This is a genomic window from Pseudomonas sp. 57B-090624 (genome assembly GCF_003234055.1).
In the GTDB taxonomy this organism is placed as follows: domain Bacteria; phylum Pseudomonadota; class Gammaproteobacteria; order Pseudomonadales; family Pseudomonadaceae; genus Metapseudomonas; species Metapseudomonas tohonis.
On the sequence record NZ_QKRU01000005.1, the window covers coordinates 125,438 to 151,732 of the forward strand.

General features: G+C 65.5%; 23 protein-coding genes, 2 tRNA genes and 1 pseudogene. 22 read left to right on the forward strand and 4 right to left on the reverse strand.

Features of this window, described 5'->3' with window-relative positions:
• Positions 1 to 27: 27 nt before the first annotated feature.
• Positions 28 to 1,059 (reverse strand): small ribosomal subunit biogenesis GTPase RsgA, encoded by a 1,032-nt coding sequence (gene rsgA, locus DMX10_RS03930; protein ID WP_111259880.1) that lies wholly within the window; start codon positions 1,057 to 1,059, stop codon positions 28 to 30.
• A 98-nt stretch (positions 1,060 to 1,157) separates the two neighbouring features.
• On the opposite strand from rsgA, the gene orn reads away from it, so the two are divergent.
• Positions 1,158 to 1,700 (forward strand): oligoribonuclease, encoded by a 543-nt coding sequence (orn, locus tag DMX10_RS03935; RefSeq protein WP_111259881.1) that lies wholly within the window; start codon positions 1,158 to 1,160, stop codon positions 1,698 to 1,700.
• Between the two features lie 5 nt (positions 1,701 to 1,705).
• Here orn and queG read toward each other — a convergent pair whose 3' ends face one another.
• Positions 1,706 to 2,770 (reverse strand): tRNA epoxyqueuosine(34) reductase QueG, encoded by a 1,065-nt coding sequence (gene queG / locus DMX10_RS03940; RefSeq protein ID WP_111259882.1) that lies wholly within the window; start codon positions 2,768 to 2,770, stop codon positions 1,706 to 1,708.
• 67 nt (positions 2,771 to 2,837) lie between these two features.
• On the opposite strand from queG, the gene DMX10_RS03945 reads away from it, so the two are divergent.
• The 14 genes and pseudogenes from DMX10_RS03945 to DMX10_RS33525 all read left to right on the forward strand — a co-directional run bounded on the left by DMX10_RS03945 (position 2,838) and on the right by DMX10_RS33525 (position 17,823).
• Positions 2,838 to 4,337, forward strand: coding sequence for an NAD(P)H-hydrate dehydratase (locus DMX10_RS03945; RefSeq protein ID WP_111259883.1), 1,500 nt, complete (start codon positions 2,838 to 2,840; stop codon positions 4,335 to 4,337).
• Between the two features lie 26 nt (positions 4,338 to 4,363).
• Positions 4,364 to 4,792 carry a tRNA (adenosine(37)-N6)-threonylcarbamoyltransferase complex ATPase subunit type 1 TsaE gene (gene tsaE, locus DMX10_RS03950; RefSeq protein WP_371921675.1) on the forward strand — a complete coding sequence of 143 codons (429 nt, stop codon included), beginning with the start codon at positions 4,364 to 4,366 and terminating at the stop codon, positions 4,790 to 4,792.
• An 8-nt stretch (positions 4,793 to 4,800) separates the two neighbouring features.
• Complete coding sequence (locus DMX10_RS03955) at positions 4,801 to 6,237, forward strand: N-acetylmuramoyl-L-alanine amidase (RefSeq protein WP_111259885.1); 1,437 nt, start codon at positions 4,801 to 4,803, stop codon at positions 6,235 to 6,237.
• A complete protein-coding gene (gene mutL, locus DMX10_RS03960; protein ID WP_111259886.1) occupies positions 6,234 to 8,120 on the forward strand; it encodes a DNA mismatch repair endonuclease MutL in 1,887 nt (628 codons plus the stop codon). Before DMX10_RS03955 ends, mutL begins: the two co-directional genes overlap by 4 nt.
• A 1-nt stretch (position 8,121) precedes the next feature.
• Complete coding sequence (miaA, locus tag DMX10_RS03965) at positions 8,122 to 9,096, forward strand: tRNA (adenosine(37)-N6)-dimethylallyltransferase MiaA (RefSeq protein WP_111259887.1); 975 nt, start codon at positions 8,122 to 8,124, stop codon at positions 9,094 to 9,096.
• Positions 9,097 to 9,194: 98 nt separating this feature from the next.
• Complete coding sequence (gene hfq, locus DMX10_RS03970) at positions 9,195 to 9,449, forward strand: RNA chaperone Hfq (protein WP_111259888.1); 255 nt, start codon at positions 9,195 to 9,197, stop codon at positions 9,447 to 9,449.
• A 12-nt stretch (positions 9,450 to 9,461) separates the two neighbouring features.
• Complete coding sequence (gene hflX, locus DMX10_RS03975) at positions 9,462 to 10,763, forward strand: ribosome rescue GTPase HflX (RefSeq protein WP_111259889.1); 1,302 nt, start codon at positions 9,462 to 9,464, stop codon at positions 10,761 to 10,763.
• Positions 10,764 to 10,861: 98 nt separating this feature from the next.
• On the forward strand, positions 10,862 to 12,019 hold the full coding sequence (gene hflK / locus DMX10_RS03980; protein WP_111259890.1) for an FtsH protease activity modulator HflK: 1,158 nt from the start codon (positions 10,862 to 10,864) through the stop codon (positions 12,017 to 12,019).
• Positions 12,019 to 12,885, forward strand: a complete 867-nt coding sequence (gene hflC, locus DMX10_RS03985; RefSeq protein ID WP_111259891.1) for a protease modulator HflC — start codon at positions 12,019 to 12,021, stop codon at positions 12,883 to 12,885. Before hflK ends, hflC begins: the two co-directional genes overlap by 1 nt.
• Before the next feature lie 105 nt (positions 12,886 to 12,990).
• A complete protein-coding gene (locus tag DMX10_RS03990; RefSeq protein ID WP_111259892.1) occupies positions 12,991 to 13,176 on the forward strand; it encodes a DUF2065 family protein in 186 nt (61 codons plus the stop codon).
• Positions 13,177 to 13,210: 34 nt separating this feature from the next.
• Positions 13,211 to 14,398, forward strand: coding sequence for an ATP phosphoribosyltransferase regulatory subunit (locus DMX10_RS03995; protein ID WP_111259893.1), 1,188 nt, complete (start codon positions 13,211 to 13,213; stop codon positions 14,396 to 14,398).
• A gap of 53 nt (positions 14,399 to 14,451) precedes the next feature.
• Positions 14,452 to 15,747: an adenylosuccinate synthase gene (locus DMX10_RS04000; protein ID WP_111259894.1), complete on the forward strand. Its 1,296-nt coding sequence runs from the start codon at positions 14,452 to 14,454 to the stop codon at positions 15,745 to 15,747.
• 957 nt (positions 15,748 to 16,704) lie between these two features.
• Positions 16,705 to 16,965 (forward strand): annotated as a pseudogene (locus DMX10_RS33520) (HAMP domain-containing protein); the annotation flags it as partial.
• The gene (locus tag DMX10_RS33525) at positions 16,939 to 17,823 is read left to right on the forward strand and encodes a methyl-accepting chemotaxis protein (RefSeq protein ID WP_371921676.1); all 885 of its coding nucleotides are present in this window, start codon (positions 16,939 to 16,941) and stop codon (positions 17,821 to 17,823) included. The pseudogene DMX10_RS33520 and the gene DMX10_RS33525, both read left to right, overlap by 27 nt.
• Positions 17,824 to 17,878: 55 nt before the next feature.
• Here the strand turns inward: DMX10_RS33525 and DMX10_RS04010 are convergent.
• Together DMX10_RS04010 and DMX10_RS04015 are read right to left on the reverse strand one after the other, a co-directional pair.
• Positions 17,879 to 17,965 (reverse strand) — tRNA-Leu (locus DMX10_RS04010).
• 114 nt (positions 17,966 to 18,079) lie between these two features.
• Positions 18,080 to 18,166, reverse strand: a tRNA-Leu gene (locus tag DMX10_RS04015).
• A 174-nt stretch (positions 18,167 to 18,340) separates the two neighbouring features.
• On the opposite strand from DMX10_RS04015, the gene rnr reads away from it, so the two are divergent.
• The 7 genes from rnr to dnaB all read left to right on the forward strand — a co-directional run bounded on the left by rnr (position 18,341) and on the right by dnaB (position 25,982).
• The gene (gene rnr, locus DMX10_RS04020; RefSeq protein WP_111259896.1) at positions 18,341 to 21,139 is read left to right on the forward strand and encodes a ribonuclease R; all 2,799 of its coding nucleotides are present in this window, start codon (positions 18,341 to 18,343) and stop codon (positions 21,137 to 21,139) included.
• Positions 21,136 to 21,903, forward strand: a complete 768-nt coding sequence (rlmB, locus tag DMX10_RS04025) for a 23S rRNA (guanosine(2251)-2'-O)-methyltransferase RlmB (protein WP_111259897.1) — start codon at positions 21,136 to 21,138, stop codon at positions 21,901 to 21,903. The genes rnr and rlmB overlap by 4 nt, the downstream gene beginning before the upstream one ends.
• A gap of 502 nt (positions 21,904 to 22,405) precedes the next feature.
• Positions 22,406 to 22,825 carry a 30S ribosomal protein S6 gene (gene rpsF / locus DMX10_RS04035; RefSeq protein WP_111259899.1) on the forward strand — a complete coding sequence of 140 codons (420 nt, stop codon included), beginning with the start codon at positions 22,406 to 22,408 and terminating at the stop codon, positions 22,823 to 22,825.
• Between the two features lie 28 nt (positions 22,826 to 22,853).
• Positions 22,854 to 23,084: a 30S ribosomal protein S18 gene (gene rpsR / locus DMX10_RS04040; protein WP_003452992.1), complete on the forward strand. Its 231-nt coding sequence runs from the start codon at positions 22,854 to 22,856 to the stop codon at positions 23,082 to 23,084.
• A 34-nt stretch (positions 23,085 to 23,118) separates the two neighbouring features.
• Positions 23,119 to 23,994 carry a hypothetical protein gene (locus DMX10_RS04045; RefSeq protein WP_111259900.1) on the forward strand — a complete coding sequence of 292 codons (876 nt, stop codon included), beginning with the start codon at positions 23,119 to 23,121 and terminating at the stop codon, positions 23,992 to 23,994.
• A 19-nt stretch (positions 23,995 to 24,013) separates the two neighbouring features.
• Positions 24,014 to 24,460 carry a 50S ribosomal protein L9 gene (gene rplI, locus DMX10_RS04050; protein ID WP_111259901.1) on the forward strand — a complete coding sequence of 149 codons (447 nt, stop codon included), beginning with the start codon at positions 24,014 to 24,016 and terminating at the stop codon, positions 24,458 to 24,460.
• Positions 24,461 to 24,587: 127 nt separating this feature from the next.
• Entirely contained in the window at positions 24,588 to 25,982 is a 1,395-nt protein-coding gene (dnaB, locus tag DMX10_RS04055) for a replicative DNA helicase (RefSeq protein WP_111259902.1), read from the forward strand.
• Positions 25,983 to 26,295 lie beyond the last annotated feature (313 nt).

The following is a 26,295-nucleotide window of genomic DNA, read 5'->3' on the forward strand; positions in this document are numbered from 1 at the left end:
GTGGCCTTTTCGTTGGTGCCTTGCCTGTCAGTAATCGGGTTCGGGCAGGCTTTCGAGGATGTGCCGGTAGCTCGACATGCGCTGTGGCTGCACGCGTCCGTCCTCCAGCGCCTTGAGCAGGGCACAGCCGGGCTCGCGGTCATGCTTGCAATCGCGGAAGCGGCAGGTGCCGAGCAGGTCGCGGAACTCGATGAAGCCCGCCTCCACGTCGTCACGGCTGACGTGGCCGAGGCCGAACTCGCGGATGCCGGGGGAGTCGATCAGCTCGCCGCCGCCGGGGAAGTGGAACAGGCGCGCGGTGGTGGTGGTGTGGGTGCCCTTGCCCGTCAGCTCCGAGAGCGGGCCGACACGGGTGTCGACGCCAGGCAGCAGGCTGTTGACCAGCGACGACTTGCCGACGCCTGACTGGCCGACGAAGACGCTGACATGGCCGTCGAGGCGCGTCTGCAGATCCTCCATGCCTCCGCCGCCGTGTGCCGAGACCTCCAGCAACGGGTAGCCGAGCTGGCGATAGACGCCCAGCAGGGCGTCGAGCATCGCGCTGTTGTCCTCGTCCACCAGGTCGGCCTTGTTGAGCAGCAGCAGCGGTTGGATGCCGGCGTGCTCGGCGGCCACCAGGTAGCGATCGATGAGATTGGCGTGCGGGTGGGGCAGGGGGGCGAAGACGATGACGATCAGGTCGACGTTGGCCGCCACCGGCTTGAGCACGCCGCGCATGTCCGGGCGGCACAGCTCGCTGGTGCGTGGCAGTTGGGCGACGATCACCCCGCTGCCCTGGTTGCCCGAGCGCCAGACCACGCGGTCGCCGGTGACCAGCGCCGGCAGGTTGGCGCGCAGGTGGCAGCGGAATACCTGGCCGGCGATCTCGCCTTCCAGCGCTTCGACCTCGACCTGTACACCGAAGTGGGCGATCACCAGGCCGGTCTGTTCGGGGCCGAGGTCGCCGCCTTCCAGCTCGTCGAGCGCACGCGATTCACGCTTTGCCGCACGGGCGGCGCGCTCTTCCTGGATCTTCTCGATGCGCCAGTTTTGCCGGCGACTGAGGTGGCGTTTGGCCATGGAACTTCCACTGGTTGAAAACGGCGGCGAGTTTAGCACGGGCGGCCCGGCGCGCCTGGCTCTAAGCTAGAATGCGCGCCTTGCCTTGGAGAGCGAACATGCAGAACGCACAGAACCTGATCTGGATCGACCTGGAAATGACCGGGCTTGACCCTGATAACGACGTCATCATCGAGATGGCCACCATCGTCACCGACAGCGACCTCAACGTGCTCGCCGAGGGCCCGACCATCGCCGTGCACCAGAGCGACGAGATTCTCGCCGGCATGGACGAGTGGAATACCCGCCAGCACGGGCAGAGCGGCCTGACCCAGCGCGTGCGGGAAAGCCGCATCAGCGCGGCCGAGGCCGAGGCGCAGACCCTGGCTTTCCTGGAGCAGTGGGTACCGAAGGGCAAGTCGCCGATCTGTGGCAACAGCATCTGCCAGGACCGTCGCTTCCTCTACCGCCACATGCCGAAGCTGGAGGGCTACTTCCACTACCGCAACCTCGACGTCTCCACCCTCAAGGAGCTGGCCGCGCGCTGGGCGCCCCATGTGCGTGACGGTGTGAAGAAGAGCAGCACCCACCTGGCCCTGGACGATATCCGCGACTCCATCGCCGAGCTGCGTCACTACCGCGAGCACTTCATCAAGGCCTGAGCCCGTCAGGCCGCCTGGTGCCGGGCGAGCGCCCACTCCACATGTTCGCGCACCAGCGCCGAGGGGTGCTCGCGCCGGGCGCGCAGGGCCTCCACCACGGGGATGGTCGAGGGCGCGTTGCCCAGTCCGACCGCCAGGTTCCGCAGCCAGCGCTCATAGCCCGCGCGACGTAGCGGCGAGCCCTCGGTGCGGGTGAGGAACTCCTCCTCGCTCCAGCCGAAGAGCTCTGCCAGAGCGGCGTTATCCAGGCCATGGCGCGGTTGGAAGTCGCCCTGGTCGGTGGGGCGGGCGAAGCGGTTCCAGGGACAGACCATCTGGCAGTCGTCGCAGCCGAACACCCGGTTGCCGATCATCGAGCGCAACTCTTCCGGGATCGAGCCCTTGAGCTCGATGGTCAGGTAGGAGATGCAGCGCCGTGCGTCCAGCTGGTAGGGCGCGACGAAGGCGGCGGTGGGGCAGATGTCCATGCACGCGGTGCAGCGGCCGCAGTGCTCCGTGCCGTGCGGGGCATCCACCGGCAACGGCATGTCGACGAACAGTTCGCCGAGGAAGAAATAGCTGCCTGCCTTGCGGTTGAGCACCAGGGTGTTCTTGCCGATCCAGCCGAGGCCCGCCTGCTCGGCTATGGCTTTCTCCAGCACCGGTGCGCTGTCGACGAAGGCGCGGTAGCCGAAGGGGCCGATGGCTTGCTGCACGCGTTCGGCCAACTGCTGCAGGCGCTTGCGGATCAGCTTGTGATAGTCGCGGCCCAGTGCGTAGCGCGAGACATAGGCCTTCTCCGGCTGGCCCAGCACCTGGGCCATGCGCGTGTCGCCGGGCAGGTAGTCCATGCGCAGCGACACCACCCGCAGCGTGCCGGGGACCAGTTCGTCCGGGTGGGAGCGCTTGCTGCCGTGGGCGGCCATGTAGTCCATCTCGCCCTGGTAGCCCGCCTCCAGCCAGCGTCGAAGGTGCGCCTCGTGCTCGCCCAGGTCCACCCCGGTGATGCCCACCTGCTGGAAGCCGAGTTCGCGGCCCCAGTCCTTGATGGACTGCGCGAGGGTGGCGAGTTGATCGGGGGAGAAGGACATGCTGGGAGGGAAACCGGAAACGAGGTGCGTATAATTCTGCCAGACCTAGCCCTGAACACCGAATCGCATGCCCGATCGAATCGATGACCTGCCACTCGCCCTTTATTCATCCGCCCAGGTGCGCGAGCTGGATGCGCGCCTGATCGCTGCCGGAACCCCGGGCTTCGAGCTGATGCAGCGTGCCGCCCACGCCGCGTGGCGCGCGCTGCGTCGCCGCTGGCCCAACGCGGGGGAAATCACGGTCCTGGCCGGTCGTGGCAACAACGCTGGCGATGGTTACCTGATCGCCGCCCTCGCGTTGCGTGCCGGATGGCGAGCCGGTGTATTGGCGGTCGGCGACAGTTCGGCCTTGCAGGGCGACGCCGCCCTAGCCCGCGATGAGGCGCACGCGGCAGGCGTGGCCATCCGGCCCTGGAGCGAGGACGCGGACCTGCGCGGCGTGGTGGTGGATGCGCTGCTGGGAACGGGCCTTGTCGGGGCGGTTCGCGAGCCATACGCGCAGGCCATTCGTTGCATCAACGCCAGTTGCCTGCCCCTGCTGGCGGTGGATATTCCGTCCGGCTTGAGCGCGGACAGTGGTGCTGTGCTGGGTGTCGCGGTGCGCGCCGACCTGACGGTGACCTTCATCGGCCTCAAGCTCGGCCTGTTCACGGGCGATGCGCCCGAGCAGGTGGGCGAACTGGCGTTCGACGGACTGCAGGCGGATCACGGGCTGGTCGCGGTCCATCCTGTTGCCGGCCGTCGCCTGGGCCTCGAGGGCATGGCGCTTCCAGGGCCGCGTCCGGCGACCGCGCACAAGGGGCGCTACGGGCGCCTGCTGGTCGTCGGCGGTGACCTCGGGACCGGCGGCGCGGCTCTGCTGAGTGCCGAAAGCGCCCTGCGCAGTGGCGCCGGCATGGTTTCGCTGGCGACCCGCGGCGAGCACGTCGCCGCGGCGTTGGCCCGGATGCCCGAGGTGATGAGCGTCGGCGTGGCGTCCGCCAATCAATTGCGTGGCTTGGCCGCCGCCTCCAGTGTGCTGGTGGTCGGCCCGGGGCTCGGGCAGAACGCCTGGGGGCGCAGCCTGCTGAGCGCGGTGGTGGCGCACGAAGTGCCCCAGGTGTGGGATGCCGATGCCCTGAACCTGCTGGCGGCCGGGCGGGTCGCACTGCCTGCCGGCTGCATCATCACCCCGCATCCTGGAGAAGCCGCCCGCCTGCTGGGGCTCGACATCGCTGCGGTCCAGGCGGATCGCCCCGCTGCGGCCCATGCGCTCGCCCATCGCTACAACGCCACCGTGGTGCTCAAGGGCGCCGGCAGTCTGGTGGCGAGTGCCGACGGCCGCCTGGCGCTCTGTGACCGAGGGCATCCGGCGATGGCGGGTGCCGGGCTGGGCGATGTCCTGGCCGGCGTCATCGGCGCCCTGTTGGCGCAGGGCATGGCGGCGTTCGATGCGGCCTGCCTCGCCGTCTGGCTGCACGCCAGTGCGGGTCAGCAGCTTGGCGCCCAGGGGCGCGGGCTGGCGGCCAGTGACCTGATTCCTACCATTCGTCAGCTGCTCGAGGAGTGTTCACCGTGCCGGAGTTGAGTCTTTTTGCCGAGGGGGAGGACGCGATGCTGGCGTTGGGCGCACGCCTGGCGCAGGCCACGGGAGGTTGCGGCATCATCTATCTGCATGGTGACCTGGGGGCGGGCAAGACCACGTTGTCGCGCGGGATCCTGCGCGGGCTGGGCCACGGCGGTGCGGTGAAGAGCCCGACCTTCACCCTGGTCGAGCCCTACGAGATCGGTGAACTGCGCGCTTTCCACTTCGATCTCTATCGCCTGGCCGACCCCGAAGAGCTGGAATTCCTGGGCATCCGTGACTATTTCGAGGGCGACGCCCTGTGCCTGATCGAGTGGCCGGAAAGGGGCAGCGGCATTTTGCCAAAGGCCGACATGGACATTACCATTAGCCCCCATGCAGGCGGCCGTACGCTGCATCTGTCGCCGCATTCCGAGCGCGGCGATTCCTGGTGCGCCGCCTTGGCCACGGGAGTATGAACAAGAGAATGGGGTGGGGTATGCGCTCGCGCGCGCTGTTAGCCGGGATTGGGGTTCTGCTTGCGGCGTTTGCCGCCGATGTCCTGGCCGCTGCGGAGGTCCGTGGCGTGAGGCTTTGGCGCGCCCCCGACAATACCCGGCTGGTGTTTGACCTCTCCGGCCCCGTGCAGCACAGTGTGTTCACCCTGGCCGCGCCCAACCGTATCGTCATCGACATCACCGGTGCCCAGCTGGCCACCAAGCTGGAGCAGCTGTCGCTCAGCAATACGCCCATCACCAGCGTGCGATCGGCCCAGCGCAGCCCGACCGAGCTGCGGGTGGTGATCGACGTTTCCGCCGCCGTCGTGCCCAAGAGTTTCTCCCTGGCGCCCAACCAGCAGTACGGCAACCGTCTGGTGGTCGACCTGTTCGACCAGGAAGCCGCCGCCAACGAAGCCTCCTCGCCTCAAGTGGCGGTAGCGCCGAGCACGCCGCAGCCGCCGGTCTCGCCGACCCAGCCTTCAACCAACAAGCTGCCGCCGGTGCCGGGCGGCAATCGCGACATCATCATTGCCATCGATGCCGGTCACGGCGGCGAGGACCCGGGCGCTCTTGGGCCCAAGGGCCAGCATGAGAAGGACGTGACCCTGGCGATCGCCAAGGAACTGCAGCGCCAGATCAATCAGGAGAAGGGCTTCCGGGCCGAACTGGTGCGTACCGGCGACTACTTCATCCCGCTGCGCAAGCGCACCGAGATCGCCCGCAAGAAGGGCGCCGACCTGTTCGTTTCCATCCATGCGGACGCCGCGCCCAGCCGCAGCGCATTCGGGGCCTCGGTGTTCGCCCTGTCGGACCGTGGCGCCACCTCGGAAACCGCGCGCTGGTTGGCGGACAACGAGAACCGCTCCGACCTGATCGGCGGTGTCGGCAGCGTCAGCCTGGACGACAAGGACCGCATGCTCGCCGGCGTGCTGCTGGACCTGTCGATGACCGCTTCGCTGTCCTCCAGCCTCAACGTCGGGCAGAAGGTGCTGACCAACATCAGCCGTGTCACGCCGCTGCACAAGCGCCGCGTGGAGCAGGCGGGCTTCATGGTGCTGAAGTCGCCGGACATCCCGTCGATCCTGGTCGAGACCGGTTTCATCTCCAACCACAACGAGTCGCAGAAGCTGGCCAGCGCGAGCCACCAGCAGGCGCTGGCACGCTCCATCCAGAGCGGCATCAAGCAGTTCTTCCAGCAGAACCCGCCACCCGGCACCTACATCGCCTCGCAGCGTGACCAGGGCAAGATCGCGGCTGGCCCGCGCGAGCATCTGGTCACCTCCGGCGAAAGCCTGGCGCTGATCGCACAGCGTTATCAGGTCAGCCTGGCCGCTTTGCGCAGCGCCAATGGCCTGAAGAACGACAACATCAAGGTCGGCCAGACCCTCGATATCCCGGCTACCGCCCTGGCAGCCCAGCCATGACCGAGTTGCGTCGCATCCAGCTGCTCAGCCCCCGGCTGGCGAACCAGATCGCCGCTGGCGAGGTGGTCGAACGCCCCGCATCGGTGATCAAGGAGCTGCTGGAGAACAGCCTCGACGCGGGCGCGCGGCGCATCGACGTCGAGGTCGAGCAGGGTGGTATCAAGCTGCTGCGGGTCCGTGACGACGGCGGCGGCATCCCGGCCGACGACCTGCCGCTCGCCCTGGCGCGCCACGCCACCAGCAAGATCCGTGACCTCGAGGACCTGGAGCGGGTGATGAGCCTGGGCTTCCGGGGCGAGGCGCTGGCGTCCATCAGTTCCGTCGCGCGCCTGACCATGACCTCGCGTACCCCTGATGCCGAGCAGGCCTGGCAGGTCGAGACCGAGGGGCGTGACATGGAGGCGCGGGTGCAGCCCGCCGCCCACCCCGTGGGCACCTCGGTGGAGGTCCGCGACCTGTTCTTCAATACGCCGGCGCGGCGCAAGTTCCTGCGTGCGGAGAAGACCGAATTCGACCACCTGCAGGAAGTGATCAAGCGCCTGGCCCTGGCCCGCTTCGATGTCGCCTTCCACCTGCGCCACAACAACAAGACGGTCTTCGCCCTGCACGAGGCGAAGGACGAGATATCACGTGCGCGGCGCGTGGCCAGCGTCTGCGGCCCGGCTTTCCTGGAGCAGGCCCTGCCCATCGAAGTGGAGCGCAACGGCCTGCACCTGTGGGGCTGGGTCGGGTTGCCGACCTTCTCCCGCAGCCAGGCGGACCTGCAGTATTTCTACGTTAACGGCCGCATGGTGCGTGACAAGCTGGTGGTGCACGCGGTGCGCCAGGCCTATCGCGACGTGCTCTACAACGGCCGGCACCCGACCTTCGTGCTGTTTCTGGAAGTGGACCCTGCTGTGGTGGACGTCAACGTTCACCCGACCAAGCACGAGGTGCGCTTCCGCGAAAGCCGCATGGTCCACGACTTCCTCTATGGCACCCTGCACCGCGCTCTTGGCGAAGTGCGGCCCGAGGACCAGCTCGCGGCCCCCGCCGCGGTCGGCGGCATGGTTCGCACCACAGGCATCGAGGCGGGTGAATTCGGACCCCAGGGTGAAATGAGCCTGGCGGCGACCGTGTTGGAACAGCCCGTCAGCCAGCCTGCCTGGTCGCCGTCCCATGGCGGTGCCGGTGCCGGATACCAGGCGCCGCGGTCATCTCCTGTGCTCGCCACCGCCGAGGCCCAGGGCGCCTACCGCGAATACTTCGCTCCGATGGCCAATCAGCCTGTGGCGGCGCTGCCGGACAGCCAGGGGGACATTCCGCCACTGGGCTACGCCCTAGCGCAGCTCAAGGGTATCTACATCCTCGCCGAGAACGCCCAGGGGCTGGTGCTGGTGGATATGCACGCGGCCCATGAGCGCATCACCTACGAGCGCCTGAAGGTCGCGATGGCCAGCGAGGGACTCAAGGGGCAGCCGCTGCTGGTGCCCGAGTCGGTGGCGGTCAGCCAGCGCGAGGCCGATTGCGCCGAAGAGCACGGCAGCTGGTTCCAGCGCCTGGGCTTCGAGCTGCAGCGGCTTGGTCCGGAAACCCTGGCCATCCGCCAGATCCCGGCATTGCTCAAGCAGGCCGAAGCGACTCAGCTGGTACGTGACGTGCTGGCCGACCTGCTGGAGTACGGCACCAGTGACCGTATCCAGGCTCATCTGAACGAGCTGCTCGGCACCATGGCCTGCCACGGCGCCGTGCGGGCCAATCGCCGGCTCACCCAGCCCGAAATGAACGGCTTGCTGCGCGATATGGAACACACCGAGCGCAGCGGCCAGTGCAACCATGGCCGTCCGACCTGGACGCAGCTGGGCATGGACGACCTGGACAAGCTGTTCCTGCGTGGCCGCTGACATGGGCGAACGCCTGCCACCGGCCATCTTCCTGATGGGGCCCACCGCTGCCGGCAAGACCGACCTCGCCCTGGAACTGGCGCGCCACCTGCCCTGCGATCTGATCAGCGTCGACTCGGCGCTGGTCTATCGTGGCATGGACATCGGCACCGCCAAACCGGACAAGTCCGTGCTCGAGGCCTTCCCGCATCGGTTGATCGACATCCGTGACCCGGCCCAGAGCTATTCCGCCGCTGAGTTTCGCGCCGATGCCCTGGAGGCCATGGCCGAGATCACCGCCCGGGGCCGCATCCCGCTGCTGGTCGGCGGCACCATGCTCTACTACAAGGCGCTGCTGGAGGGCCTGGCGGACATGCCCAGCGCCGACCCGGCCATACGCGCGGAGCTGGAGGCGCGGGCGCAGCGCGAGGGCTGGGACGTCCTGCACCGCGAGCTGGCGGAGGTGGATCCTGAGTCGGCCGCGCGCATCCATCCCAACGACCCCCAGCGGCTCACCCGCGCCCTCGAGGTGTACCGGGTGAGCGGTTTGACGATGACAGCACATCGTCAGCGACAGGCGTTGCAAAATCCCGACTCGGGGCCCTCTGGCCAGGGACATTTGCCTTATACTGTCGCCCACTTGGCGATCGCTCCGGCGCAACGCCAGGTTTTGCACGCGCGTATCGCGCAACGATTTCGTCTGATGCTGGAACAGGGCTTTGTCGAAGAGGTCGAAGCTCTGCGCGAAAGACGTGACTTGCACGCCGGACTGCCGTCTATAAGAGCTGTCGGTTATCGCCAGGTATGGGAATACCTGGACGGCGACCTGACGCGGGCCGAAATGGAAGAGCGAGGCATCATCGCCACGCGCCAATTGGCCAAGCGGCAATTCACCTGGTTACGGGGTTGGGCTGATTTACACTGGCTGGACAGCCTGGCTTGCGACAATCTGCCGCGTACCTTGAAATACCTGGAGTCGGTCTCCATATTGGGCTGAGACCTCACCAGTTACCGTCTATCCTTGGGGGTAGGGCGGCCTAACTTTCTCGTCATTTGACAACTAAAACGATTTATATCCCTACAGGAGTGCGGCATATGTCAAAAGGGCATTCGCTACAAGACCCTTACCTGAATACCTTGCGTAAGGAACGCGTACCGGTTTCCATCTATCTGGTCAACGGCATCAAGCTGCAGGGCCAGATCGAATCCTTCGACCAGTTCGTGATTTTGCTGAAGAACACTGTCAGCCAGATGGTCTACAAGCACGCAATCTCCACCGTGGTGCCGAGCCGCCCCGTGCGTCTGCCGAGTGCCACCGAGCAAGAAACCCCCGAGCCTGGTAACGCCTGATAGGAGTCTGCATTGTTTTTCGAACGCCCTGGTGGTGGTGAACGGGCCATCCTGGTTCATCTGGACGGCCACGATCCCGAGGCGCGAGAAGACCCGCAGGAATTCCAGGAACTGGCTCGGTCGGCTGGCGCCGACACGGCAGCTTTCATCTCCGTGTCGCGCCACCAGCCAACAGCGAGATATCTGATCGGTAGCGGCAAGGTCGAAGAGCTCCACGACCTCGTCAAGGCCGAACAGGCCGAACTGGTCATCTTCAATCACACCCTCACGCCCAGCCAGGAACGCAACCTCGAGCGAGCGCTCGAATGCCGCGTTCTCGATCGCACCGGGCTGATTCTCGACATCTTCGCCCAGCGCGCCCGTACCCATGAGGGCAAGTTGCAGGTGGAGCTCGCCCAGCTCGAGCACATGAGCACCCGGCTGGTCCGTGGCTGGACTCACCTCGAGCGGCAGAAGGGCGGTATCGGCCTGCGTGGGCCGGGTGAAACCCAGCTCGAGACAGACCGTCGCCTGCTGCGCGTGCGCATCCGCCAGATCAAGCAGCGCCTCGAGAAGGTGCGTAGCCAGCGCGAGCAGGCTCGACGTGGCCGCAAGCGCGCCGATATTCCCTCCGTTTCGCTGGTCGGCTACACCAACGCCGGTAAGTCCACGCTGTTCAATGCCGTGACTTCGTCCGAGGTCTATGCTGCGGACCAGTTGTTCGCCACGCTGGACCCGACCTTGCGCCGTCTCGAACTCAACGATCTGGGGCCTATCGTCCTGGCCGATACCGTGGGTTTCATCCGGCACCTGCCGCACAAGCTTGTCGAGGCCTTCCGGGCTACCCTTGAGGAGTCCAGCAACTCCGACCTGCTGCTGCATGTGATCGACGCCCATGAGCCTGAGCGCATGGCGCAGATAGAGCAGGTCATGGCGGTGCTGAACGAAATCGGCGCAGATGGCTTGCCGATGCTCGAGGTGTACAACAAGATCGACCTGCTCGAAGGCATGGAGCCACAGATCCAGCGCAACGAGCAGGGCAAGCCTGAGCGGGTTTGGCTTTCCGCCCGCGACGGCCTCGGACTCGACCTGCTCAAGCAGGCGATCGCCGAGCTGTTGGGGGATGATCTCTTCGTGGGAACCCTGAAGTTGCCACAGAAACTCGGCAGGCTGAGAGCGCAGTTCTTCGCCCTCGGTGCCGTGCAGAGCGAGACGCATGACGAGGCCGGGGAATTTCTCCTTGCCGTCCGATTGCCGCGTGTGGAACTCAACCGTCTGGTCAGTCGTGAAGGCTGGAAGCCGCAGGAGTTCCTGGAGCAACACACTTTGCAATAAAGCCCGCGGGTGCGCTTTTTGCCGCGGGTGGCGGGCTTTCGGTAGCATTGGCGGGCGTGCCGTGGGTGCGTCTTTGCTTTATCAGTATGGAGAGCGCTATGGCTTGGAATGAGCCGGGTGGCAACTCGAACAATCAGGACCCCTGGGGTGGACGCCGTGGTGGCGATCGCAAGGGGCCGCCGGATCTGGACGAAGCCTTCCGCAAACTGCAGGACAGTCTCAATGGGCTGTTCGGCGGCAAGAAACGTGGTGGTGGCGATGGCGGTGGCAAGGGCGGCGGCTTCGGCCTGATCGGTATCGCCCTCTTCCTGCTCGCCATGGTCTGGCTCTACAGCGCCGTCTACGTGGTCGATGAGCAGGAGCAGGCCGTGGTGCTGCGCTTCGGCAAGTACTACGAAACCGTCGGCCCGGGCCTGAACATCTATTTCCCCCCCATCGATCGCAAGTACCAGGAAAACGTCACCCGCGAGCGTGCATACAGCAAGCAGGGTCAGATGCTCACCGAGGACGAGAACATCGTCGAGGTGCCGCTCACCGTCCAGTACAAGATCACCAACCTGCAGGACTTCGTGCTCAAGGTCGACCAGCCCGAGGTGAGCCTGCAGCACGCCACTGAAAGCGCCTTGCGCCATGTGGTCGGCTCCACCGAGATGGACCAGGTCCTGACCGAGGGCCGTGAGCTGATGGCCAGCGAGATCAAGGAGCGCCTGCAGCGTTTCCTCGATACCTACGGCACCGGCATCACCGTGACCCAGGTGAACGTGCAGAGCGCCGCCGCGCCGCGTGAAGTGCAGGAAGCCTTCGACGACGTGATCCGCGCCCGCGAGGACGAGCAGCGTGCCAAGAACCAGGCCGAGGCCTACGCCAACGGCGTGATTCCCGAGGCCCGTGGCCAGGCGCAGCGCATCATCGAGGACGCCAACGGTTATCGCGACGAAGTGATCTCCCGCGCCAAGGGTGAGGCGGATCGCTTCACCAAGCTGGTCGCCGAGTATCGCAAGGCCCCCGAGGTTACTCGCCAGCGCCTGTACCTGGACACCATGCAGGAAGTCTTCAGCAACACCAGCAAGGTGCTGCTGACCGGCGACAAGGGGCAGAACAACCTGCTCTACCTGCCGCTGGACAAGATGATCGACAACCGTGGCGGTAGCGGTGGTGCCGTGCCTGGCGCCGCCGCGAACGGTGCGGCCGATCTCGGTTCGCGTGTCACCACCGATCTGCAGCAGCGCGATCTGCGTTCTAGGGAGAGTCGCTGATGGGTAACAAATCACTGATCGCCCTGATCGGGGCCGTCGTCCTCGCCCTGGTGGCCTGGAGCAGCTTCTACATAGTGGCGCAGACCGAGCGCGCGGTGCTGCTGCAGTTCGGTCGCATCGTCGAGGCCGACGTCAAGCCGGGTCTCCACGTGAAGATTCCGTACGTCAACCAGGTGCGCAAGTTCGACGCTCGCCTGCTGACCCTGGATTCGCCGACCCAGCGCTTCCTCACCCAGGAAAAGAAAGCGGTGATGGTGGACGCCTACGCCAAGTGGCGTGTGGCTGATGCCGAGCGCTTCTATACCGCGACTTCCGGCCTCAAGCAGATCGCCGACGAGCGCCTGTCCCGTCGCCTGGAAGCGGGCCTGCGTGACCAGTTCGGCAAGCGCACCCTGCATGAAGTGGTATCCGGTGAGCGTGACGGGCTCATGGCCGATATCACCCGCTCGCTGAACACCATGGCCAGCAAGGAGCTGGGTATCGAGGTCGTGGACGTCCGCGTCAAGGCCATCGACCTGCCCAAGGAAGTGAACCGCAGCGTGTTCGAGCGCATGAGCACCGAGCGTGAGCGCGAGGCCCGCGAGCACCGCGCCAAGGGTAGCGAGCTGGCCGAAGGCATTCGTGCCGATGCCGATCGCCAGCGCCGCGTGCTGCTGGCCGAGGCCTATCGCGAGGCGGAAGAGGCCCGTGGTGATGGCGACGCCCAGGCAGCCGCGATCTACTCCAAGGCCTATGGCCAGGACCAGGAGTTCTACGCCTTCTACCGCAGCCTCAAGGCCTACCGCGAGAGCTTCTCGAGCAAGGGCGACGTGATGGTTCTGGACCCGAGCAGCGAGTTCTTCCAGTTCCTCAACAAGGCCAAGTGATGGTTTTCCCCGGCGGACGGTCCTGTCCGTCGGGGTGACCCACCGGGAAAACGTGGTATCATGCGTCAGCCGGGAAATCCCGGCTTTTTTGCGTCCGCGAGAATCATGTGGCAGGAAATCGGCATAGCTTTCTGTTTCGTGCTGGTGCTGGAAGGCATCCTGCCCTTCCTCTATCCGCGCCGTTGGCGCGCCGCGGTGCACGGGCTGGCAGGGTTGAAGGACCGCCAGCTTCGCCTCATGGGCCTCGCCAGCATGTTGCTGGGGACCGGCCTCCTGTATCTGCTTCACTGAAGGCTTGCCGCCCGGCTGAGAGGGGAATGGCGTAATGGCAACGGTAGATCGCTGGCTGCTGCCAGATGGAATCGAAGAAGTACTGCCGCCCGAAGCGGCGCGCATCGAAGCAGCCCGCCGCCAGGTGCTGGACCTGTTCCAGCGCTGGGGCTACGACTTCGTGGTCACCCCGCACATCGAATATCTCGAGTCCCTGTTGACCGGTGCCGGCCAGGACCTGGACCTGCGCACCTTCAAGGTGACCGACCCGCAATCCGGCCGCCTGATGGGCTTCCGCGCCGATATCACGCCGCAGGTGGCGCGCATCGATGCTCACACGCTGCGTCGTGAGGGGCCGAACCGCCTGTGCTATGCCGGCAGCGTCCTGCATGCCAAGCCGCGTGCGCTTTCCACCTCGCGCAGCCCGATCCAGCTGGGCGCCGAGCTCTATGGCGACGCCAGCCCGGCGAGCGATGTGGAAGTCATCAGCCTGATGCTGGAGATGCTTGAGCTTGCCGATGTGCCCGACGTGCACATGGACCTCGGCCACGTCGGTATCTACCGTGGCCTCGCCCGTGCCGCAGAGCTGTCCGGCGAGGTCGAGCAGCAGCTGTTCGACGCCCTGCAGCGCAAGGCCGTCGACGAGGTCGCCGAACTGACCGAGTCCCTGCCTGGCGAGCTGGCTTCCATGCTGCGCGCGCTCGCCGAGCTCTGTGGCGACCGCCAGGTCCTGGAACTTGCCCAGGGTGTGCTGATGGATGCGCCGGACGAGGTGCACGTCGCGCTCGACGAGCTGATCGCCATCGCCGACGAGTTGGAGCTCCGCTACCCCGAGCTGCCCCTGTATTTCGACCTGGGCGAGCTGCGTGGCTACCACTACCACACGGGCGTGGTGTTCGCTGCCTTCGTGCCGGGCGAGGGCCAGTCCATCGCCCAGGGTGGTCGCTATGACGACATCGGCGCCGATTTCGGTCGCGCCCGTCCGGCGACAGGGTTCTCCACCGACCTGAAGACCCTGGTCACCCTGGGGCGGATGGAGCTGGATGAAGTCCCGACCGGAATCTGGGCGCCCGACGTCCATGACGTCTACCTTTGGCAGGCCGTGAAGCGCCTGCGCGGCGAAGGCCAGCGCGTGGTCCAGGCATTGCCGGGGCAGGATGTGGACAGTGCGCAGGAGGTGGGTTGCGACCGCCAGCTGTGCCTGCGTGATGGGCGCTGGCAGGTTGCGCCCCTGGTTTCCTAAAGGTTTTCCCGCCGGCCGTTGCCGGCATCGAGCTTCCGAAGAGGACAAGTGTTATGGGTAAGAATGTCGTGGTCCTGGGCACCCAGTGGGGTGATGAGGGCAAAGGCAAGATCGTCGACCTGTTGACCGATCAGGCAGCCGCTGTCGTGCGCTACCAGGGCGGCCACAATGCCGGTCACACCCTGGTGATCGACGGCGAGAAGACCGTGCTCCACCTGATCCCGTCCGGCATCCTGCGCGAGAACGTGCAGTGCATGATCGGCAACGGCGTGGTCGTCGCGCCGGATGCGTTGATGCGCGAGATCACCAAACTCGAGGAAAAGGGCGTACCGGTGCGCGAGCGCCTGCGCATCAGCCCGTCCTGCACCCTGATCCTGCCGTACCACGTCGCCCTCGACCAGGCGCGTGAGAAGGCTCGTGGCGATGCCAAGATCGGCACCACCGGCCGCGGTATCGGCCCGGCCTATGAAGACAAGGTGGCTCGTCGCGGCCTGCGCATCGGCGACCTGTTCCACCGCGAGCGCTTCGCCGCCAAGCTCGGCGAGTTGCTGGACTACCACAACTTCGTCCTGCAGAACTATTACAAGGAGCCGGCCGTCGATTTCCAGAAGACCCTCGACGAGGCCCTGGGCTACGCCGACCTGCTGGAGCCGATGATCACCGACGTCGCCGCCCGACTCCACGAGCTGCGCAAGCAGGGCGCCTACATCATGTTCGAAGGTGCTCAGGGCTCGCTGCTGGACATCGACCACGGCACCTACCCCTATGTGACCAGCTCCAGCACCACTGCGGGCGGCACCGCCACCGGTTCCGGCTTCGGTCCGCTGTACCTGGACTACATCCTTGGTATCACCAAGGCCTACACCACTCGCGTGGGTTCGGGCCCGTTCCCCACCGAGCTGTTCGATGAGACCGGCGCCTTCCTGGCCAAGCGTGGCCACGAGTTCGGTTCCACGACCGGCCGGGCCCGTCGTTGCGGCTGGTTCGATGCCGTCATCCTGCGTCGTGCCATCGAGATCAACAGCATCTCCGGCCTGTGCCTGACCAAGCTGGATGTGCTCGATGGCCTCGAGACCATCCGCATCTGCGTTGGTTACAAGGACCAGAATGGTGATGTGATGGTTGATGCGCCGACCGACGCCGACAGCTACATCGGCCTGCAGCCGGTCTACGAAGACATGCCGGGCTGGAGCGAATCCACCGTTGGCGTGAAGTCGCTCGAAGAGCTTCCGGCGGCCGCCCGTGCCTACATCAAGCGTATCGAGGAGCTGGTCGGTGCCCCCATCGACATCATCTCCACCGGGCCGGATCGCAACGAGACCATCGTCCTGCGTCACCCGTACGCCTGAGTCATCGGACTCGAAAAGAAGGGCCGCCTCGTGCGGCCCTTTTTCATGCACGCAAGAAAATATTGCGGCACGTCCCTTGCTGGGCCTCTATAAATCCCTGAAGTCGCCGTTATAGAAGAACGGTCGTAGAGGAGCATCGTCGTGTCCGCCATCCTGTCCCTGCTCAGAAGCCGCCTGCTGCGGCCCGTCTTTCTCGCCCTCGGCATCTCCCTGCTGGTGCAAGTGGTGGTCGCCGTTGCCCTGACTCGGGGCACGGTCGACTCGCTGGTCGAGGACCTCGGTCGGCGCCTGGGTGATGACACCCGCCGCCTGTCGGGCGAGCTGGAGCAGGCGGGGCGTGAAGTCTCCGGCAGCCTGACCAGCCTCTCCAGCAAGACCCGTGAGCGCCTGAGTGCTTCTCTCTCCGAGCGCCTCAAGGCCGAGCAGGGGCAGTTGCGTGCCACCCTGGAGGAGAACCTCAAGGCCTCCGCCACCGATCTCGCCCAATTGCTCGCTGCCGTCGCGCCGCGCGCCATGTGGGACAACGACATCCCCACGCTTTCCGAGTTCGCCCGCCGCGCCCAGCGCAATCCCAACGTGCTGTTCGTGGTCTATGACGATGCCCAGGGTCAGCACCTCACGCGCTACCTCAATCGCGAGAATGCCGCGATCAAGGCGCTGTTGGCCAAGGGGCAGGGCGAGCGCGCGCTGGACAAGGTGCTCAACGCCGCTGCCAGCGACCCGTCCGTGTACATGGTCGAAGCCTCGATCAGCCCCAACGGCGTGGAGATCGGCAAGGTGCGCCTGGGGGTGTCGACCGCCACCATCGAGGATCAGCTGAAGGCCCTGGACTCCCGCTTCAGTGCGCTGATCGCCAGCGGTGGCGAACTGGTGGGGCAGAGCCTTTCCGGTGCGGCGACCGACAGCACCGCAGTGCTGACCGCCCGCCTCAAGTCTGCCCAGGAGGCGGCCAATGGCATGAGCACCGGCACCCAGAAGACCGTCGAAGACGCTGCCCACGAACTGCGCTGGCGCATCGGGCTGGCCCTGGTGCTGGTCGGGCTCGGCGTGCTGCTGGTGCTCGCCGTGGTACTCGGTCATCGCGTGGTCAACCGCCTGCGCCTGCTGATCGCGGCCCTGAACGACCTGGCGGCCGGCGAGGGCGATCTCACCCGGCGCGTACGGCTTGACAGTACCGATGAGCTGGGCGAGATGGCCACGGCGGTGAACCGCTTCATCGACAAGCTACAGCCCATCGTGCGTGAGGCGGGTGATGTGGCGGTGCGCACCGGCAGCGAGATCCGCTCGCTGTCCGAGCGCAGCCTGGCGGCCGAGGCAGCTGCCGATCGCCAGCGCAACGAGGTGGCCGGCAGTCTCGATGCCCTGGCGCAGATGACCGCCGAGGCCCAGGCCGAGAGCCAGGCCATGCAGACGGCGCTGCAGCAGGTCGGCGAGATTCGCCAGGCGACCCAGGACAACGCCGCCATCGCCCGCAAGGTCGGCGGCCTGATCGAGACCCTGGAGGAGCGCGTGCAGAACGGTGCCGAGGTGATCGAGCGCCTGGCGCGGCAGAGCGAGCAGATCGAGGTGGTGCTTTCGGTCATTCATGGCATCGCCGAGCAGACCAACCTGCTGGCCCTCAATGCTGCGATTGAGGCGGCGCGGGCGGGAGAGAGTGGTCGCGGTTTCGCGGTGGTGGCTGACGAGGTGCGTGCGCTGGCCAGCAAGACCCAGCAGTCCACCGGCGATATCCAGGCGCATATCGGCGCGTTGCAGAAGGGGGCGAAGGAGGCGGTCGCGGCGATTTCCCAGGCGCGCGCCCGTGCCTCCGAAGGCATCGACGCCTTGCGTGACAGCGAGCGCCTGCAGCAGAGCGTGCAGCAGGCGGTGGAAGGGGTTCACGAAGCGGTTCGTGCGGCCGCGCGTGCAGCCGAGCACCAGGCCGAAGGGGCGCATGCCGTGCGTGGGCGGGTCGATGTGATCCATGCCGAGGCGCGACTGGCTGCGGAGGCCGTGGCGGCCACCGCCAGCAGCGGGCGCGTGCTCGATGGCCTGGCGGCGCAGCTGAAATCCAGCCTCGGTCAGTTCAAGGCTTGATGCCTGGATGCCAGAAAGCACAAAGCCGAGCAGAGCTCGGCTTTGTGTTCAATAGTGGTGCCCAGGAGAAGACTCGAACTTCCACGGTGTTGCCACCGCTAGGACCTGAACCTAGTGCGTCTACCAATTCCGCCACCTGGGCACATTGCGATGATCGCTCATCGACTTCTTTGCTGCACTTGGTCGACTCTGTCGACAGGGTGTGCTGCTACCCTCTAAGCGAGAAAACGAGCAAAAGACTCGCTTTCTTGAATAATGGTGCCCAGGAGAAGACTCGAACTTCCACGGTGTTGCCACCGCTAGGACCTGAACCTAGTGCGTCTACCAATTCCGCCACCTGGGCACTCACAGCGTCTCAGCAACGCTGTGGGCGCGAACTATACGGTTCGACTTTTTGCTTGTAAACCCCTGACAGTGAAAAAATTATTCTTGGATGAAAGCTGACCGCTGAACGGATTTCGCGCTTCAATAGACAGATGGCAAACATAACTATGAATGAAAAGGTGAATCCCCTCTGATGGCCGATTGGCAAAACCTCGATCCCGAGGCCGCCCGCGAGGCGGAAAAGTACGAGAACCCCATCCCCAGCCGTGAACTCATCCTGCAGCGACTCGATGAGCGCGGCGCCCCGGCCAGCCGCGAGCAGCTGGTCGAAGAGTTCGGTCTGACCACCGAGGATCAGCTGGAGGCGTTGCGTCGGCGCCTGCGCGCCATGGAACGCGATGGCCAGCTTATCTATACCCGTCGTGGTACCTATGCACCGGTCGACAAGCTCGACCTGATCCGTGGCCGCATCAGCGGTCATCGCGATGGCTTCGGCTTCCTCATCCCCGATGACGGCAGCGACGACCTGTTCCTCAGCCCCGCGCAGATGCGCCTGGTGTTCGACGGCGACCGCGCCCTGGCGCGTGTCTCCGGCCTCGATCGTCGTGGCCGCCGCGAAGGCGCCCTGGTCGAGGTGATCGAGCGCGCCCACGAGACATTGGTCGGCCGCTTCTTCGAAGAGAGCGGCATCGCCCGCGTGGTCGCCGACAACCCGAAGATCCAGCAGGAAGTCCTTGTGCCCCAGGGCAAGCAGGGCGCTGCCAAGCACGGGCAGTTCGTGCAGGTGAAGATCGAGCAGTGGCCGAGCAATTTCCGCGTCGCCCAGGGCGAGGTGGTCGAGGTGCTGGGCGACTACATGGCGCCCGGCATGGAGATCGAAGTCGCCCTGCGCAGCTACGACATCCCCCATGAATGGCCCGAGGGCGTGATCAAGGAAGCCGCCAAGCTCAAGCCGGAAGTGGCCGAGAAGGACAAGGAGAAGCGCATCGACCTGCGCCACCTGCCCCTCGTCACCATCGACGGCGAAGATGCCCGCGACTTCGACGATGCCGTCTACGCCGAGGCCCGCAAGGGTGGTGGCTGGCGTCTGTTCGTCGCCATCGCCGACGTCTCCCACTATGTAAAGGTGGGCTCGGCGCTGGATGAGGAAGCGGCCAGGCGCGGCAACTCGGTGTACTTCCCCGAGAAAGTCATCCCGATGCTGCCGGAGGTGCTTTCCAATGGCCTCTGCTCGCTGAACCCGCTGGTCGACCGTCTCGCCATGGTCTGCGAGATGACCCTCTCCCGCGCCGGCAAGATGACCGGCTACGAGTTCTACGAAGCGGTCATCCACTCCCATGCACGCCTGACCTACAACAAGGTCAGCCAACTGCTGGAGACGCCCGACTCGGTCGAAGGCCAGCAGCTCGCCCAGCAGCTTCCACAACTGGTTCCGCACCTGCAGCAGCTCTACAAGCTCTACAAGGTGCTGCTGGCGGCGCGCCAGGTGCGCGGTGCCATCGATTTCGAGACCCAGGAAACTCGGATCGTCTTCGGTGCCGACCGCAAGATCTCCGAGATCCGTCCGACCCAGCGCAACGACGCCCACAAGCTGATCGAGGAGTGCATGCTCTGCGCGAACGTGGCCACCGCCCGTTTCATGCAGGACCACGACATCCCCTCGCTCTACCGTGTGCACGACGGCCCGCCGGCCGAGCGCCTGGACAAGCTGCGCCTGTTCCTCGGCGAGCTGGGCCTGACCCTCAATCGCGGCAAGGGCGAACCGACCCCCAGCGACTACCAGGCCCTGCTGGAAACCATCCGTGGGCGCCCGGACTACCACCTGATCCAGACGGTGATGCTGCGCTCCCTGAGCCAGGCGGTTTACAGCGCCGACAACCAGGGGCACTTCGGCCTCAACTACGATGCCTACACCCACTTCACGTCGCCCATCCGTCGCTATCCGGACCTGCTGGTGCACCGTGCCATCCGCAGCGTGATCCGCTCCAAGCGCGAAACCGCGCACGTCAAGCGGGCCGGCGCTGCAGCCATGCCCAAGGCGCGCATCTATCCGTACGACGAGGCCGCCCTGGAGAAACTGGGCGAGCAGTGCTCGATGACCGAGCGCCGCGCCGACGAAGCCACCCGCGATGTCACCAACTGGCTGAAGTGCGAGTACATGCGCGAGCGCGTGGGCGAGACCTTCCCCGGGGTGATCTCCGCCGTGACCGGTTTCGGCCTGTTCGTCGAGCTGACCGACATCTATGTGGAAGGCCTGGTGCACGTCACCGCGCTGCCGGGCGACTACTACCATTTCGACCCGATCCACCATCGCCTTTCCGGTGAGCGCACGGGCCGCAGCTTCCGTCTCGGTGACCCGATCGAAGTGCTGATCGCCCGCGTCGACCTGGACGAGCGCAAGATCGACTTCGAGCTGGCCGAGAATGCACTCAGCGCGCCGGTCGGCCGCAAGAAACGGGGCGCCGAGAAGTCGGCACCCGCGCCCGAGGTCAAGCCCGCCAAGGGGCCGAAGACCCGCAGCCGGGGTAGCAAGCCTGCTGCGCTGGCGAAGAAAGCTGCGCGCAACCCCGAGCCCGAACAGGTGGCTCCGGGCGTCGCCGTGGCGCCGCGCCGCAGCAAGGCCGGCAAGGTCCAGGCGTTGCCCCCGGTATCGCCGGAGATACTGGCCCAGGCCGAAGAGATGCTCGGCAATACCGATGTCAGCCGCAGTCGTGCGCTGAAGCAGGCGCTGCTCAGCGAGGCCCGCCAGGGCGGCGAGAAGCCGCGCGGCAGCAAGGGGCAAGCTGGCAAGGGCCAGTCCCGCCCCGCCAAGGGCGCGCCCTTCGGTGCCGGTGGCCAGGACTCGGCCGCCAAGGCCCCCGACGGCAAGCCGAGCAGTGGCAAACCGAAGAAGGCCAAGCCGGCGAACAAGCCCGGCAAGCCGAGCAAACACCGCAAGGGGCCGCCCAAGCCGAAAGCCGCCGGCGACAGTAAAGCCAAGGTCAAACCATGAGTGAGTTGGAAAAGGTCTACGGCGTGCATGCCGTGGAAGCGCTGTTGCGTCACCATCCCAAGCGGGTCAAGCAGCTGTGGCTGGCGGAAAGCCGGCATGACCCGCGCGTCCAGGCGCTGCTCGACCTGGCCGGGCAGTTCCGCGTGCCCGTCGGGCAGAAGGATCGGCGCGAGCTGGATGAGTGGGCCGAAGGCGTCCATCAGGGCGTGGTCGCCGAGGTCAGCCCCAGCCAGGTCTGGGGCGAGAACATGCTCGACGAGTTGCTCGAGCGCGCCGAAGGGCCTCCGCTGCTGCTGGTGCTCGACGGCGTGACCGACCCGCACAACCTCGGTGCCTGCCTGCGTACCGCCGATGCTGCCGGTGCCCTGGCGGTGATCGTGCCCAAGGACAAGTCCGCCACCCTCAACGCCACCGTGCGCAAGGTGGCCTGCGGCGCCGCCGAAGTGATCCCCCTGGTCGCCGTGACCAACCTCGCGCGCACCCTGGAGAAACTGCAGAAGAAGGGCCTGTGGACCGTCGGCACCGCTGGCGAGGCCGAGCAGGAGCTCTACCAGCAGGACCTCACCGGCCCCACCGTGCTGATCATGGGCGCGGAAGGCAAGGGCATGCGCCGGCTGACCCGCGAGCACTGCGACTACCTGGTGAAGCTGCCGATGTCCGGCAGCGTCAGCAGCCTCAACGTCTCGGTCGCCACGGGCGTCTGCCTGTTCGAGGCGGTGCGCCAGCGGGGCAGCGCCAAGCGCCAAGCCGCAAGCGACAAGTAAGGGCGGTATCGGGCGGGTAGGCGCCGCCATCCTCGCTTGCAGCCTGTAAGTAGGGTGGGTAGAGCGGAGCGAAACCCACGCGGAGCGGTGTTCGGCGTGACTCCGAAAAGGTGGACCGGTGAAGCGTGGTCCACCCTGCGTTCGGGCCGGTGTTGGGCTTTCCCGGGCTGAAGCCCGGGCTACGTCCAGAGTGCGGAATTAAATAAGCCCGAGGCTTGACGAATTCTGCCGATCCCCCAGGCTCTTGCAGCTTGCAGCTTGCAGCTTGCAGCTTGCAGCTTGCAGCTTGCAGCTTGCAGCTTGCAGCTTGCAGCTTGCAGCTTGCAGCTGCTGTTCAAATATTCACCAGTTCTTCTTGCGCGGCCCTGGGCGCTTCTCTAGAATGTCGCCCCTTGCCGCTCCGGCAGGCGCTCGCGCGCCTTCCTCGCCGGCAAGCCAAAACGAAACATTCACTCCTTGCCTGACCACATTGTTGGCAGGCTACAACCCGTAAGGAGCATTTATGCGTCATTACGAAATCATCTTCCTGGTTCACCCGGACCAGAGCGAGCAGGTTGGTGGCATGGTCGAGCGCTACACCAAGCTGATCGAAGAAGACGGTGGCAAGATTCATCGCCTGGAAGATTGGGGCCGTCGTCAACTGGCCTATGCAATCAACAACGTTCACAAGGCTCACTACGTGATGCTGAACGTCGAGTGCAGCGGCAAGGCCCTGGCCGAGCTGGAAGACAACTTCCGCTACAACGATGCCGTCCTGCGCAACCTGGTCATCCGTCGCGACGAAGCCGTTACCGGCCAGTCCGAGATGCTCAAGGCCGAGGAAAACCGCAACGAGCGCCGCGAGCGCCGTGAGCGCGTTGAAACTGACTCCGCCGTTGATGGCGATGACAGCGACAACGACAGCGACAACGCTGACGAGTAATCCACGGATCTATTGAGGAGCCAAGTTCATGGCACGTTTCTTCCGTCGTCGTAAGTTCTGCCGTTTCACCGCTGAAGGCGTGAAAGAGATCGACTTCAAGGATCTCAACACCCTGAAGGCGTACATCTCCGAAACCGGCAAGATCGTTCCTAGCCGTATCACCGGTACCAAAGCCAAGTATCAGCGTCAGCTGGCTACCGCTATCAAGCGCGCCCGCTACCTGGCCCTGCTGCCCTACACCGACAGCCACGGCCGTTGAGACCGGGTAGTCGACGCTTCAAGGGATAGATCGCATGCGCGCACTGGCTGAATTCACCATGCGAGGCCGCATGCAGGCAACGCTGGCCGTGGCCGGCGCTGCATTGGTTCCGCTGTTGTTCTGGCTGAGTGCCTCCGCAGGCAGCCTGGTGCTGTTGCGAAGGGGATTCAGTGATGCCGCCGGCATCCTGGCCTGGGCGGTACTGCCGGCTGCGTGCTGGTGGTACCTGGGCGATCCGAGCATCCTGCTGGCCCTGCTCGGGACCCTGTTGCTGGCGCAGATCCTGCGCGTCAGCGAGTCCTGGAGCCATGTGCTGATCGGCAGCGTGGCATTGGGCCTGGTGTTCGCACTGGTGCTCGGCAACGCCTACTCCGAGATGATCGGGGTGCTGGCGACCGAGGTCACCAAGGTGCTGGCCCAGGTCCGCGGCGATGCCCAGCTGTCGGGCGAGGAGCTCGACAGGTTGCAGGCCGCGATGGTGCCGACCCTGACCGGGGTCATGGCGTCCTCGCTGCAGGCCACCTGTCTTCTCTGCCTGGTGCTGGCGCGCTATTGGCAAGCGGCGTTGTACAACCCGGGCGGCTTCGGTCGCGAATTCCGGAGTCTGCGCCTGAGGCCCGCGGTTGCCGTGGCCCTGCTGCTGGGATGCATTCTGATCCCGGCGCTGGATGCACGAGCCGCGTTGCTCGGGCCGCTGTGCAGCGTGCCGCTGCTGTTCGCAGGTGCTGCCCTCGGGCACGGGCTGATCGCCCTCAAGCGCCTCTCGGGTGGCTGGCTGATAGTGCTGTACCTGGCCGTGCTGCTGATCGGGAACTTGATCTGTCTTTTGGCTGTGATCGACAGCCTGTTTGATTTTCGTGGACGCCTGGCTCGCAAGAACGGCGCCGGCCCCGCGAACGGTGAAGGTTAATAGTTAAGAGGATTCCCAAATGGAAATCATTCTGCTGGAAAAAATCGCCAACCTGGGCAACCTGGGCGACAAGGTGAACGTCAAGGCTGGTTACGGTCGTAACTACCTGCTGCCGCAAGGCAAGGCCACCGCTGCTACCGCCGAGAACGTCGCTGCGTTCGAAGCTCGCCGCGCTGAGCTGGAAAAACTGGCTGCCGAGAAGAAAGCTTCGGCTGAAACTCGCGCTGCCCAACTGGCTGAGCTGGAAGTGACCATCACTGCCACCGCCGGTGACGAAGGCAAGCTGTTCGGTTCCATCGGTACCCACGACATCGCTGACGCCCTGACCGCCTCCGGCGTCGAGGTTGCCAAGTCCGAAGTTCGTCTGCCGAACGGCACCATCCGTCAGGTTGGCGAGTACGACGTAGCTGTGCACCTGCACACCGACGTTGAAGCGACCGTCAAGCTGATCGTCATCGCTGCCTAAGTCGGCGCGTCCGGGCAACCGGACGGAGCATGCTTGCACTCAGGTGCGGGCACGCTAACAATCGGGCACGTCATTGCGAGAGCGGTGACGTGCCCGTTGTCTTTCTACCGCATGCATTCCCGAGCCCATGAACGAAATCAGCCTTCCCGAACAGTTCGACCTGGAAACCTCCGCCCTCAAGGTGCCACCGCACTCCATCGAGGCCGAGCAGGCGGTGCTGGGGGGCCTGATGCTCGACAACAACGCCTGGGAGCGGGTACTCGACCAGGTGTCCGATGGCGACTTCTACCGTCATGACCATCGCCTGATCTTCCGTGCCATCTTCAAGCTCGCCGAGCGCAACGCACCCTTCGACGTGGTGACCCTGTCCGAGCAGCTGGACAAGGAAGGGCAGCTGTCCCAGGTGGGCGGCCTGGCCTACCTGGGCGAGCTGGCGAAGAACACCCCCTCGGTGGCCAACATCAAGGCCTATGCGCAGATCATTCGCGAGCGCGCGACCCTGCGCCAACTGATCGGCATCAGCACCGAGATCGCCGACAGCGCCTACGCGCCACAGGGCCGCACCGGCGAGGAGATCCTCGATGAAGCCGAGCGCCTGATCTTCCAGATCGCCGAGGCGCGTCCGAAGACCGGTGGCCCGGTGGGGATCAACGACATCCTGGTCAAGGCCATCGACCGCATCGACGAGCTGTTCAACAACGGCGATGCCATCACCGGCCTGTCCACAGGCTTCGACGAGCTGGACAACCTCACCAGCGGCCTGCAGCCGGCCGACATGATCATCGTCGCCGGCCGCCCGTCCATGGGTAAGACCACCTTCGCCATGAACCTGGTGGAGAACGCGCTGATGCGCAGCGACAAGTCGATCCTCGTCTACTCGCTGGAAATGCCCTCGGAGTCCATCGTCATCCGTATGCTCGCGTCCCTCGGGCGCATCGACCAGACCAAGGTCCGCGCCGGCCGCCTGGACGATGACGACTGGCCGCGCCTGACTTCCGCGGTCAACCTGCTCAACGACCGCAAGCTGTTCATCGACGATACCGCCGGCATCTCGCCGTCGGAGATGCGCGCACGCACCCGCCGCCTGGCCCGCGAGCACGGCGAGATCGGCCTGATCATGGTCGACTACCTGCAGCTGATGCAGATCCCGGGTTCCAGCGGCGACAGCCGGGTGAACGAGATCTCCGAGATCTCCCGCTCGCTCAAGGCCCTGGCCAAGGAATTCAACTGCCCGGTGATCGCCCTGTCCCAGCTCAACCGCGGCCTGGAACAGCGCCCCAACAAACGCCCGATCAACTCCGACCTTCGCGAATCCGGGGCCATCGAGCAGGACGCCGACATCATCCTCTTCGTGTACCGCGACGAGGTCTACCACCCCGAGACCGAGTACAAGGGTGTCGCCGAGATCATCATCGGCAAGCAGCGTAACGGCCCCCTCGGCACCGCGCGCCTGGCCTTCCTCGGCAAGTACTCGCGCTTCGAGAACCTGGCGCCCGGCAGCTACAACTTCGAGGATGAGTAAGGCTTGAGCCTGAAGCCTGAAGCCTGAAGCCTGAAGCCTGAAGCCTGAAGCTGGATGCGCGCGCGTAGGGTGGGCTTCAGCCCACCGGTTACATCGTGGTCAGGCCTAACTTACTTGTTCCCCAAGCTTTGATGCGGCGCTGTCCCGGGCTGAAGCCCGGGCTACGTGCGGGGTGCGGAAATAAATGGGTATTCGGAATAGCCGGTTGATGAAGGGAACTTCTAACCGGCTTCCGAAGGCGGTGTAGTGATGTTGATGGGAGGCTCCAAGAAGCGCTCCAAGAGCTTCCCTATAGGCACCCCCATGTCCACCA